Below are 12,544 nucleotides of genomic sequence, written 5' to 3'. Positions count from 1 at the left end.
GCGGGATAACTATCAATATATTCCATTCATTTGCGCCTTATATGTTAAAGGAAAACTCACTAAAAACGAACACTATAAAACTACTATTCATACATTGATATGAAGGGGGTATGCCTATGCCTGCGATCGTAGGAGCCGTAAAGGTAAATAGCGTTTCAACAAGTAGTATTTTTAACATTGGAGACGTATATCACATTTCACCTTTTAGCCAAACCAAAACCTATGCAGGTGGTGGCTCCTTTAACACAGGACACGGTCTTCAAATTGATTTATACTCTTCATCAACCTACGTTTCTGATAAAGATGTAGTTGATCAGTCCATTATGAATACGACTTAGGAGTGATTTCTGATGGCTATAACCATCCATCAATCCATCCAAATTAACTTGCTTAAAATAGGTTCCATCTCCAATTCATCCTTCGTCCAAATAGGAAGTAGCGGGAGTATCCAAGCCCTTTCCAATCTTTACAATACAGGTGGTTTCACAGAACCCGCTCCTGAAACAGGTGAGTTGCTTGAGACTACTGGTCCATTAGTTCCCCTGACGTAACAAAATGAAAAATACTTCATAAAATACCATAGACATTTGCCTATGGAGGGGAGCCTTTTTATGTATACAAACTGGACACAGTGGAGTCAAACTGTTCAGCAACAGCTTCAAGCTCAAAAAACCAAAATGGAACAATTAGAGAATCAAGTTCTTGAATTAGAAAAATTAGTCAATCAAATTCGTCAAGAAAGACCTGGTCAGACTATTGAAAGAATTGAATATAAGTTTGATCAACTCAAAATAGAAACATTAGAAGGCACTCTAAACATTGGGTTATCTCCCACGGATTTAGGAGACCCTGATACATTTACGCTTTCAGGTGACCCAATGTTTCAGCCAATTGAAAAAACTCCCATTGGTCAAGAAATTCAAGCCAATCTTCAACAATATTTGAATACCCGTGGACCTGAGATGATTGAAGAAGCAGCCAAGAATAAAGGAAGGTCTCTTGATCATCAGCTGGTTAACACCATCATGGAAGATATATACAAACAATTACCAAAACAAACAAAAAACTATATCACCCAATACCCTGAACTAAATGATCCTAAGCAAAAACAAAAAACCATACAAAAAATGATGAAAGATTTTGACCAAGAATTAAAAACTTCCCTACACCGTTTTTTTAACGAAAAGAACTCCTAAAAAGGAGGTACCATCATGGGATTAACTATACACAACCATGTTTTGCAGGTTGGTCATATTGAAATAATTGGGATTACGACTTCATCAGTTTTTCTAGTCGGGGATAATGAATCCATTGTTTTATCTTCCATCTATGACACTCCACCTGAATCATTAATTATCTCTCCTACAGGAATTTATGAGGAGGAAACTACCAATGAAGAAACGAACAACCAAGGTGAATAGCCTTCTTATTGATTCTGAGTATTCAAGTACCGTTTTAGCAATTGGAGATACCTTTAAAGCATCTCCTCTTTCTTTGACGATAGCTGTGCAAAAAAAGTTTCCGGTTTTTTTTGAGGATCCTTTTGATTTTCATGAATTTTCCCTGTTTAAACAAGAAATTCCAATTCCAAGTCCTACTTTAGTTGACCAAAAACATATTCATCACGATTCAACGATAGATGTTCAATCTATTCATGTATTGGGGGTTGCCTCTGCATCTCAAATTAATATTGGAAGCTTAGATCATTTATTTTCAGAAGCCAGAGTGAAACATACTAGAATCTATTATTAAATTCAAGAGATTCCGCTTTTGAATGGAACAATCCTTTCCTTTCTTTCATAAAGTAGTTAGAGAGCATTATAGAGGAAGGTGTAAACCATGCCCTCAATCGTAGGACCAATCAAAATAAATAGCGTCGATGGCGGGGCCATCAATTTTGGGGATGCCTTTTATCTCTCACCAAAATCAACTTCAAAAACAGCAAGCGGTTCTGGAAGCTTTAATACAGGTGATTTTATTGTAACCAATAATGGTGTCAGTTCAACAAACCCTCTTGATCCCGATGTGAATGACCAAAATCAAGCAGGAAATGCATAATTTATTTTCTTTAGAAAAATGAGGACCCCTATAAAGGGTCCTCATTTTTATGCCTCCACTAGAACAGAAGCCGAGAAAAAGTACAAGTACTTTTTCTTTATAGGTTTCTTCCAAATCCTTTCAATCGCTCTTGCATACATTTCTAATTGTACGGCATAGCGCTGTTGTAGTTCAGTTGCTTTCTGAGAAGTAGGAATTTGGTCTGTCTTATAATCTAGTAAAATCCAACCGTCCTGATAAGGAACGAGGCAATCTACAACTCCTTGAATGAGCACCCGTTCCTCTTCCCCTTCCCATTGAGCATATACCTCACTCGCAGGTAAAGTTAAACTAAAAGGAACCTCTCGAAAAAGGCTTGGGCTCTCAAGCATCATTATCCCTATTGGAGTTTCAAAGAATTGGAGAATAGCAGTTATATCCACACTATCTCCTTCTTCTTGGCTCATGACTTCTTTAGTTACTAGCCCTTGGATAAATTCTTTCAGTTCTTCCTCTGAATAAACACGATCAAATGGAAAATGCTGCATCACGGTATGCATTGCACTTCCTCGCTCTGTAGGAGTTAATTCTTTGTTCTTTTGCATAAAGCGAGGTCTAGCTAAAATAGGCTTTTGGATAGAACGTATATACTGTTCATCACTATATTCATCCTTCAATTCCCTTTGACGTTTAATTTCTGTCACCGTTTGTTTCGCTCGATAATCAGAGGCCTTTTTAAAAGGATACTCATAAGTCAGTTGTTGATTAATAAATGGGTCAACTGCATCCTGGTTTAGAGGTTCCCATTTTTGGATAGCCCTCCATAAATCTTCATGTTTATCTTCATCTAAAATGGAGGAACCCCCTAATTGTGAACCATGAAGTAATGTGATTTGCCAAGTGGAACTATCCTTACTAATGGTTGGATCTATATGATTTACTTCATGTTCATCTCTTAAAGGAACTGCCTGTTGATGTCGAATCAGCGTTGCCCCCACCCAATCTAAATAAGTTTTTGCCCGCAATCTTTCGTATGGAGGTAAAACTAGATCTTGATGGTCAAGCATTTCTTTCCAGCGTTCTTTTTTCTTTTCGAGAGAGTTGACACTGCCAATCATAACAAGTTTTTCTTTTGCCCTTGTTAAAGCCACATATAATACCCGCATTTCCTCTGCAAGCATTTCCTTTTGCATTTTACTTTTGATCCCATGGTATAAAAGAGTAGGATACATGATTCTTTTTTCTGGATCTATAAATTTAGAAGCGAATCCCCAATCTTTATGAAGGAGAAATTTTCTTTTTAAATCTTGCTCATTAAACATCTTATCCATCGCTCCTACAATGACTACCGGGAATTCTAAGCCCTTACTTTTATGAATAGTCATGATCCGAACCACGTCTTCTTGTTCCCCTAATGCTCTTGCAGCTCCCAGGTCCTCACCCTTTTTCTCCATACGTTCTATAAATCTCAAGAATCGGAATAATCCTCGGAAGCTAGTAGATTCATATTGCCGAGCACGGTCATATAAAGCTCTAAGGTTTGCTTGTCTTTGTTTTCCACCAGACATTCCGCCAACAAAATCATAGTATCCAGTATCTCTAAAAATACCCCAGATTAGCTCTGATAATGCTCCATGTTTGGCCAATCTTCTCCATTCTGCAAATTGTTGGAGAAATCGATCAACTTTTTTCCATATCATCGTTTCTGAAGATTGCTGCTTATGATATTCTTTTAAGGCCTCAAAAAAAGGACTGCGTTTTTTGGTTAATCGAATTTCAGAAAGCTGCTGCTCATTTAGGCCTACCATAGGAGACTTCAAAACCGATGCCAGTGGGATATCCTGTAAGGGATTATCAACGGTCTTTAAGAGACTTAACATCACTTGAATTTCAATTGCCTCGAAGTATCCACTGGATAGCTCGGCATAAACTGGAATCCCTTGCTTTTTTAACTCCTCCACAATGGAAGGAGCCCATGTCATCGACCTTAACAGAATCACGATATCTCTATATTGAATATTCCTTAATGTACTCGTCTTTTTGTCTACAACCTGCATCGAATGTCCAGATTCTTTCCCTATCCATTTTCTGATTTGCATCGCATAGGCTCGCGCCTCAAGCTGCGCTTTTTCTAGATCCCGATAATTTTCAGTTCCCTCTTCATCCGTTTCCTCATGCTCCTGACGATCAATGATCATAAGCTCTGCATCGACTTCTGGATTTGGGAATTGATCATAATCTTGATTACTATAGATAAGTTCAGCTGCTTCGTCATAGACAAGCTCACCAACTGTTTCATCAAAAAGTTGACGAAAAATATAGTTAGCACCTGCCAACACTTCTTTACGACTTCTAAAATTTCGAGCTAAATCAATTCGAAGTCCTTGTGATGGGTCATGGGCAAAGGCTTTATATTTATTCACAAACAAGGAAGGTTCCGCATGGCGAAATCGGTAAATACTTTGCTTTACATCTCCTACCATAAACAAATATCCAGATTCCTCTCCTTGAACCAATAATTGCAAAATCGTTTCTTGAACTAGGTTCGTATCCTGATATTCATCTACTAAGATTTCATGAAACTGCTTATGAAATTCTTTAGCTACAACAGACGGGATGACATCATTTGGTGTCGAACCTTCTTCCATCAATAGCTGTAAACAGTAATGTTCTAGATCACTAAAATCAACGAGGGCATTTTCTTTTTTCGTCTGTTGAAAACGATCACCGAACTCCTTGACTAATTTCATAAGATGCCCAATCACTGGTTTAAGTTTTTCTAAATCTTGGAGATGAGCAGGCAAGGAACGAAGGAACCATTGTTCTAACATACTTTGCCACAACTTTTTATAACGATTCCTTATATCTTTTACTTTTTCCTTTTTATCATCATTGACATCCACTCGCTTAGCCGACAGCTTTGCAAACCCTTTAATAGAAGTCGCCCATTCCTGTAGCTCCTGCCAAGAATAATTTAGTATTTTCCTAGCATCTTCAAAAATGAGTAAATCCTGCTCTACAGCTTCTGCATAGTGATAGGGACCATCCTTTTCCCGTGTGATTTGTAAAGCCTTTTGACATTCAGAAATCATATATTCTAACTGGAATTGTACATCTTTCTTCAAAAGATCTAACCAGTCCAGCTCTTCTTCGGAAACAGATTCCTTCACATCATATGCATTCACTATCCCATCTAGCCAATAATGAGGCCAAGGGTGTTGTCTAGAGAATTCGTAGAGTTGAAGAATTAAATCTTCTACTTCCGCATCACTGCGGTCACTAGAGAAACGCTCAACCACTTCAAAGAAAAGATCACGGTCTTCTCCTTCTTCTCCGTACCACTTTTCAAATAATTCTTGTAGAATTTCTTCTTTTAACAAATCTCCTTCAATTTCATCCAGCATTCGAAAGTGAGGATCTAAATCTAAACGAAAGGCGTACTTTCTCACTACATCCATACAGAAGGAGTGAAGGGTTGAGATGGACGCTCGTTGTAATAAAGAAAGCTGCTTTTTTAAGTGTATGGAAGATGGCTCCTGTTCGAGTGCCTTTTCTAAGGCTGCTCCCACACGATTTCTCATTTCTTGAGCCGCCGCATTGGTAAAGGTAACCACAAGTAACGAATCAATATCCATTGGGCTTTCCTTGTTCATAAGCTTTTGTATAATGCGCTCTACTAAAACTGCCGTTTTCCCAGACCCAGCAGCTGCGGCTACTAATATATCTTGCTGTCCGGAGTAAATGGCTTGTTCTTGTTCAGGCGTCCACTTCATCACTCTTCCTCCTTTCTCTTCAATTCTGCCCAGACCTCTTCATCTTTAAAATCCTTTAATAATCGGAACTCGTTATTTTCCATTGTCGGGTCAAATTGACATACAGATCGATACGAACAAAATGTACATGCTGATTTTTGCTTTTGTTGAAATGGATTTAATTCCACTTTTCCATTTGTTATATCAAGACCTGCTTGTACCATTAATCCTCGAATGTAACGTTTTAATTGGTCAAAATTCTCTTCCTGTGCCGTACGTGAATACTGATAAAAGCCACCATTTTTCTTTAATCCAACAGGTATGATAGAGCTCGATCCAGAATCAAGTTGTGTATCCATCATTCGAACGACATCTTCATTTTCCAAAAGAAGCCCCTGCATTTTGAACTTCTTGAAAATTTCCTGCTCAATCTGATCGTCTGAGAGTTCTTTTTCTTCTGAAAGCATTGGATTATGGACATGGAAATATAATACACCCGCCGGAGATGCCTTTAATCCGAGCCACTGTTCAGCATGAGTGAGAACAACATCCAAATACGTAAGCATTTGAAGAGACAGACCATGATATATTTCAGAAAGCTTAAGTCCTTTCGAGCTTGACTTATAATCTATAATTCTTAAAAAGAGTCGATCATCCTCCTGTGCTTTTTCCACACGGTCAATTCTTCCTCTTAGCTGAATTTTATAGCCGTTTGGAAGTGGGAGATCAACAGGAGGTAACAATTCATTTGGACCAAAACCTATCTCAAACCCTACTGGACTAAAAAGACTTGCTTTTGCTTGTTGACTAATGACATAAGCTGCTCTTGCAATTACTTGCTCCAGCTTTTTTTGAATATATTGATACCGATTGGAGCTGGCTAAGATTTGGTGCTGTAGGATAGGGCCTAACTCCTGTACAGCTTTTCGAGCGTAAGCGTCCGTATCCTTTTTAGATACAAGCTTCCAATCTCCCCCATCCTTCATTATCCATTCCGAAATCTTTTTTAAAGCTTCGTGAAACAGTTGTCCAATATCAGGTGCCTCTAATTGAAATATCGGTCTTTCATTAAGGCCCAACCCGTACTGAAGAAAATGCTTGTATGAGCAGCTGAAATAACTCTCCAGCCTGGATACGCTTGTCTGTAAAACTTCTGGGTAGAGTTGCCTTGTTGTCGTTTCCTCTAAACTAACAGGTTCATTTTGATAGAAAAGACTATGAAGAATAACTTTAGCAGGCTGATCCTCGGGTTGTGACAAATACCAGTGAAGAACCCTCCACCATTTTTCATGAATCGGATACCCTCGTTTACTTCTAGCTAGCTCAGAGGTTAGCATAGACAAAGTTTTTTCCTTAGTAGTGATGAATGGATCCACATCTTGCGCTTCTTCCGCATCTTGTAAAAGAAGCTCCTGTCTTGCTTTAGGGAATATATCCATTGTTCGTTTGATATAGGAAGATGGTATCTTTGTTTTTCCTTCCTCATCACTAAGCGTATAACTGACCCATAAAAAATCCGATGGGGCAGTAAAAGCCAAATAGATATAAAATCGATCGTCTAAAAGCTGTCTTTTATTAGAGTCAGCAAGCTGCATTCCATGACCCTTAAGTAGTTCCCTTTCATTTTCTGATATTAAACTATCAGACGGTGGTTTCATTGGCCATAAACCTTCATTTACTCCTAGTAAAAAAGCAGCGCGCATTCCGGAAATCCGTGACTGATCAACGCTTCCCACAATGACGTGGTCCATACTTGGTGGAACATGGGCAAATTGCAAGGATTCAAATCCAGCGTCAACGATGGTACGGAAAGAGGATAATGGAGAGATTTCTTCTCCTATCATCTCCACTAGTTCATCAAACAATTGGATGACAGCAACCCATACCTGTTCCTGCTCCCGTCCTTTTTCTAATTCTCCTCTTGCATCAAAGTTACTTCTCCATCGCTCCAAAGTTTGAGGTGCATTTATTTTTTCTAACCATATATAGAGGGATTCACACTTTTCTTGTACGGTTTTACCACTTCTCAATTGTTCATCAATTGGTGCCAACCATTCTACCACTTGCATTCTATAGGCCTGCAATCTTTCTTCCATCTTCTTTTCTTCTTCTGTTTTTGCACCTAGATTGAAGCCTTTAAACCTTTGATAAGTCCAGGACTTAGCATTCATCCATTGACTTTTTGAACGAATCCCATACTCAAGAACATAATTTTCTAGTTCATCAATGGCTTCTGAGGTGAGTGGAAACTCTTCATTAGTAGGAGGAATCAGACCTGTTTTTAAAATTCGAAACATCGCATCATACTTCCAATTTCCTTCCACAAGCTCCAATAAGGAGCGAAGCACTTCAATGAGTGGATGATTTAGCATTGTCCTTTTTACATCAATAAAAACGGGAATGCGATAATCTTCAAACACGGTAGCAATTAAGTCATGGTATACCTCTGGTTGACGGATAAATATAGCTACATCTTTATATCGATAATTTTTTTGGCGAACTAAAGAAAGGATTTCTCGAGCAACCCCTTCTACCTCTGCCCTTGGATTAACGCTTTGCCCTATGACTAGAGGAACTTTGTCTATATACGCGGGAGCAGGACGATCGTCAAAATGGTCAGCTAAGTGAACTAAATATGGCTGAGATGTCTGATGGTTCACTAGGACAGGTTCCTCTATTGGGATACCTATTTCTTCTGCAATTTCACGGACTTGTTCATGAGTTGTCGTTGCTTGATAAAATAAATCAAGCTCTTCAGGTGTTCTAAAACTTGTAGGATCAACTGTGACCGCAAGAGTAACTCTCCGGACCTTTTGCATCAACACTTGAATAACTTGAAGTTCTTGGGGTGTAAAGCGATAAAAGCCATCTAAATAGATGGTCGCTCCTTCTAACTCCTTGGAAGAAGGAATTTTATCAATGAGCATTTGAAGGCGGTCTTCCGCATCCATATAGTGATGAACAAGTTCACTAGAAAGAGCTTCATAGATTTTACTCAAATCATGAAGCTTGTCCATTAAACTATTTTCTTGCGGTGTCGTATGCTGAAACTGTTTCATCTGCTGTATTTGATCCTTTAAAAGTTCTGGAGTAACACAGTATCTTTTGAGTTCAGTAATCATTCCTTCCAACTGATCCATAAACCCCTGTTTTTCCACTGCTTTTTGGAAAACCTTATACTCCCCCTTTTGCTCGTTCGTAATTTTACGGAGTAACATTTGGATTCCAGTAGAACTAATGTACTTTCTTATTCCTCCACCTGTCTCTTGAAAAACTCTCCACGCTAAGCGTGAAAAGCTAAACACTTGAGCACGAATGGTCCCTTCCAATTCCGAACTTTTTAGTAGTCTATATTCCTGTTGAAAGGTCATCTGATCAGGAACTAAGTAAAAAATGGACGGCCCTTCAGGACGTTGCTGTAACTCTCTTTGAATTTCGTGCAGTATCCATTCACTATTATCTTTACTTGACTTGCCTAAAATAAATCGAACAGACATTAGCCTTTCCTCTCCTTCCATTATGAAAAACGCAAGCTCCCTTCAAAACAAGAAAATCACTTGTTTCTGCGAAGTAAATTCTCGAGAAGCATTTCTTGTGACCATCGACGTAAGGCGGTGAGGCCCACAGGATGTGGGTCACGTAGGTGTAGTGGCGAATTCAACCTACGTTCCTTATTTCTGAGATAAAGGAAACACGGTTCACGAGGGCTCGCAGGATACGAGTCCGTTCGGTCTTGCAAATCATTCCGGTGGGACGAGTAATCGCAGCCCCAACACGATGTCGCGTTTTTAACCGAATCTCCTTCATCGATGTTGACTTATCGAAGGAGAGGAGGGAACCGACTCTAGTCGATAGGCTGCCCCTCGAACAAGAAAAAGCACTTGTTTCTGTGAAGTAGCTCTATGTTGCTTTCCTTACTCGGGGCAAAAACTTCGAAGATTACTCGATGATGCTTTTTCGCTGGAACTAGACAAATTTTATACTTTCTTATTATTACGTTCTACTTTTCCAGAACCATTTAATGCACTTGTGTTTCGAGGATGGACTCTAGAAATACGTATACCTGCATAATGAGCCATTTCTTCTACTTTATGTTGAATCGCCGTTTTACGCCAATAACGTAATTTGAAACGAAGTTTCTTAGCACCCCAAAAACTTTTCGGTATCTTCATTTTATCTAGGAATTCGAAGACAACGACATCATAATTATGTTCTTTGGTGAACTTTATAATTTCATGCGAAGTATGGGTAATAATTTGTTTCTGTAACCCATTAATTGTTAGGTGCAGCTACCCAACCAGATGGACGTTGTACTGTACGCAATTTATTCGTTAATCGAAGCAAACGGTCTTTTTCTTTAGCTTGGTTACTAAACTTACGAGCTAAGATAGTTCCTTTTGCGTCGAGAATGGAACAAACTGCTGAATTATTAATTCCCAAGTCTACTGCACATACGGATCTAGGTCAATACCTTGCGTAGCTCAAGTTTTGTATCACTTAACTTTACTTTAGATGTATAAGTAAAGTGTAAAAAGTATTTCTTGCCAACCTTAACACGCTTAGGATTACACTCCTTCCAATCCCAAACATCCCGCTTATATAGGTCTTGTTCTTTAAATTCAATATCCACCCATACCCAATTATGGTTGTGAAAGACTTTGATTTGAGCGGTAGCATCAGATGTTCTCTCAAACATATTGTTTTTATAAAACACTGGAAACTCTTTGTGATGTAATTATAACGCAGGTGGATTCTTTTTAAATTTCTTTCCTTCGTAAAGGACTGATTCCTTTTCTTTTAGCCATTTTTGGTAGTTTGAACGATAACTTTTCACTTTGCCAAAAGCAGAAGCTATCGCACTTCTTCTAAAGTAAGAAGGGAATTTATAAAAACGAAGGTTGAATTCTATATACTTTGGAGAAGGGTTTGATTTGGTGGTATGGATGTTCTTTACAGTAATTTCATCTAAGTTATCAAATTCTTTATCTATGATGTCGATGATAAAACTTAATGCTTCGTTATAAATGAATAAGGTTTCATCAAAAATACGAGAATGATTGGTAATTTTATGGCTTAGTGTTTTTGCGACTTCCATCATTAAACCCCATTACCAAAACATATGTTCTATGGCGAAGTATACCATATAGATGTTTTAGTTGTAAACGTAAAAAGATATGACTGATTACAAAACTATTATTTGGATTTTTCACCTTTTCCATTTATACACTACACAAACAAAAAAAGCCTTCACACGAGTGAGGGCTCTATCGTTAAAAAGCAATAGCTGCTTGGGAAATCGGCCAATAACGCGCATCTACTTTTCCGACAACCAAATCGATTGGCACAAATCCAAACTTCCGGCTATCCAAACTTCTCTGTCGATTATCTCCCATTACAAAAATATATCCTTTAGGTATCGTCGCTTCCCCAGTAATTTCTTTAAGGGTAAAATCCTCAGTTAATTTTCCTACAGCTTCCTCCCGGAAAGGCTGAAGATAAGCTTCTTCTTGGAATTCTCCATTTACATACAACCGATCATTTTTATATTCAATGGAGTCTCCCTCAATTCCGATTACCCTTTTGACATAATCGTCTTGCTCGTTACGATGAAAAACGATGACGTCAAATCGATTGACATCCTTCCAATCATAGATCACTTTATTAACCATAAGCAGATTTCCATCATGTAGGGTTGGTTCCATAGACTTACCATCAACCACATAGGTTGCGAATAGTAGGGTTCTTACAGCGTAGGCAATAACAAAAGCGATTAAAATGGTTCGGAGATAAACCCATAACTGTTTTCTCATTCCATCTCCTCCAAACAATAATCTCTCAATTCATTTTACCATTATTCCCTCTATTCAAACAATTTAAACAATTCAATTTACTTACTTTTTGATTCAGATTTAATTCTATTTCTTTGAAGTCTCCGTTCCACATATTTTCCTATGAACCAGAACAATAAAATACAGATCCCAATAACCACGGATTTAACGGGACTTTCTGCAAATGATGTAATGCTTGTACCGATATATGAAACAGTAAAAATCATCAAAGTCTTACCCAAAAAAACAGCTAAGACAAATTGTTGAAAGTTTACTCTTGATAATCCCGCTACAGTATTAATAACGGCAGAGGGAGAGAACGGAAAACACAAAAGTAAAAAAATCGGTCCGAAACCATGGCTTTCCACCCAATACATCACCTTTTGAACCTGGCGATTTTTACGAATAAATTGGATCGGCTTCCAATCTCTTAAGCCACGAATAATGGTGAAAACAGCTATTGAACCTAAAGATGCACCTAACCATGAAAGGAAGAATCCCTGAAACAATCCATATGCCATGGAATTAGCCATAACAAAAACCACTGCAGGAAGGAAAGGTAAAAAAGCTTCCGAAAAGGGGAGAAGGATTCCAGGTAAGGGTCCCAGTTTTTCATAGCTCTCTAATATTTGTAGAATTGACTCATAATATTTTTCATCTTCAATCAAAGTTTGAATTTCATTAAAATTAAACACAGATAATATCATATCAATTTCCCCTAACTAGAACATCCCCTTTATTATAATATATTCCTCCCCATGAAAACACTTTTTGAAACATGCTTCACAAAAGATTTTGCACCTTGACAATTTTCTATATATAGCTCACCAAGAAATCCTTAAGAAGGATGGGTCTTCTTTTTTATACGATCAAACGACTACTTATTTTTTAGAGCCAACGGACAAAAATCCAAGACCCCTGATAATA

General features: G+C 38.1%; 14 protein-coding genes. 6 read left to right on the top strand and 8 right to left on the bottom strand.

All coding sequences use genetic code 11. The features are described from left to right. Positions 1-116 precede the first annotated feature (116 nt). The 6 genes from RZN25_01075 (at position 117) to RZN25_01050 (ending at position 2,058) form a co-directional block, all read left to right on the top strand. Positions 117-338: a spore germination protein gene (locus tag RZN25_01075; protein MEQ6375426.1), complete on the top strand. Its 222-nt coding sequence runs from the start codon at positions 117-119 to the stop codon at positions 336-338. Between the two features lie 12 nt (positions 339-350). Beyond that, positions 351-551, top strand: a complete 201-nt coding sequence (locus RZN25_01070) for a spore germination protein GerPB (protein ID MEQ6375425.1) — start codon at positions 351-353, stop codon at positions 549-551. Positions 552-611: 60 nt separating this feature from the next. Beyond that, positions 612-1,196, top strand: a complete 585-nt coding sequence (gene gerPC / locus RZN25_01065; GenBank protein ID MEQ6375424.1) for a spore germination protein GerPC — start codon at positions 612-614, stop codon at positions 1,194-1,196. 15 nt (positions 1,197-1,211) lie between these two features. Continuing rightward, positions 1,212-1,421 carry a spore gernimation protein GerPD gene (locus RZN25_01060; GenBank protein ID MEQ6375423.1) on the top strand — a complete coding sequence of 70 codons (210 nt, stop codon included), beginning with the start codon at positions 1,212-1,214 and terminating at the stop codon, positions 1,419-1,421. Beyond that, positions 1,393-1,752: a spore germination protein GerPE gene (locus RZN25_01055; protein ID MEQ6375422.1), complete on the top strand. Its 360-nt coding sequence runs from the start codon at positions 1,393-1,395 to the stop codon at positions 1,750-1,752. The genes RZN25_01060 and RZN25_01055 overlap by 29 nt, the downstream gene beginning before the upstream one ends. 87 nt (positions 1,753-1,839) lie before the next feature. Next, positions 1,840-2,058, top strand: a complete 219-nt coding sequence (locus RZN25_01050) for a spore germination protein (protein ID MEQ6375421.1) — start codon at positions 1,840-1,842, stop codon at positions 2,056-2,058. A gap of 47 nt (positions 2,059-2,105) precedes the next feature. Here RZN25_01050 and addA read toward each other — a convergent pair whose 3' ends face one another. From addA to RZN25_01010, 8 genes are all read right to left on the bottom strand, one after another. Further along, positions 2,106-5,813 (bottom strand): helicase-exonuclease AddAB subunit AddA, encoded by a 3,708-nt coding sequence (gene addA / locus RZN25_01045; GenBank protein MEQ6375420.1) that lies wholly within the window; start codon positions 5,811-5,813, stop codon positions 2,106-2,108. Continuing rightward, positions 5,810-9,286: a helicase-exonuclease AddAB subunit AddB gene (gene addB, locus RZN25_01040; GenBank protein ID MEQ6375419.1), complete on the bottom strand. Its 3,477-nt coding sequence runs from the start codon at positions 9,284-9,286 to the stop codon at positions 5,810-5,812. The genes addA and addB overlap by 4 nt, the downstream gene beginning before the upstream one ends. A gap of 480 nt (positions 9,287-9,766) precedes the next feature. Further along, on the bottom strand, positions 9,767-10,018 hold the full coding sequence (locus RZN25_01035) for a hypothetical protein (protein ID MEQ6375418.1): 252 nt from the start codon (positions 10,016-10,018) through the stop codon (positions 9,767-9,769). Positions 10,019-10,061: 43 nt separating this feature from the next. After that, positions 10,062-10,229, bottom strand: coding sequence for a hypothetical protein (locus tag RZN25_01030; GenBank protein MEQ6375417.1), 168 nt, complete (start codon positions 10,227-10,229; stop codon positions 10,062-10,064). Between the two features lie 19 nt (positions 10,230-10,248). Continuing rightward, positions 10,249-10,503 (bottom strand): hypothetical protein, encoded by a 255-nt coding sequence (locus tag RZN25_01025; protein ID MEQ6375416.1) that lies wholly within the window; start codon positions 10,501-10,503, stop codon positions 10,249-10,251. Between the two features lie 21 nt (positions 10,504-10,524). Further along, the gene (locus tag RZN25_01020; protein MEQ6375415.1) at positions 10,525-10,884 is read right to left on the bottom strand and encodes a hypothetical protein; all 360 of its coding nucleotides are present in this window, start codon (positions 10,882-10,884) and stop codon (positions 10,525-10,527) included. Between the two features lie 175 nt (positions 10,885-11,059). Next, positions 11,060-11,599 (bottom strand): signal peptidase I, encoded by a 540-nt coding sequence (gene lepB, locus RZN25_01015; GenBank protein ID MEQ6375414.1) that lies wholly within the window; start codon positions 11,597-11,599, stop codon positions 11,060-11,062. Positions 11,600-11,676: 77 nt separating this feature from the next. Next, on the bottom strand, positions 11,677-12,324 hold the full coding sequence (locus RZN25_01010; GenBank protein ID MEQ6375413.1) for a TVP38/TMEM64 family protein: 648 nt from the start codon (positions 12,322-12,324) through the stop codon (positions 11,677-11,679). Positions 12,325-12,544: the final 220 nt, after the last annotated feature.

The organism is Bacillaceae bacterium S4-13-56, from assembly GCA_040191315.1.
In the GTDB taxonomy this organism is placed as follows: domain Bacteria; phylum Bacillota; class Bacilli; order Bacillales; family JAWJLM01; genus JAWJLM01.
This window is presented reverse-complemented; position numbering and strand designations above follow the sequence as displayed.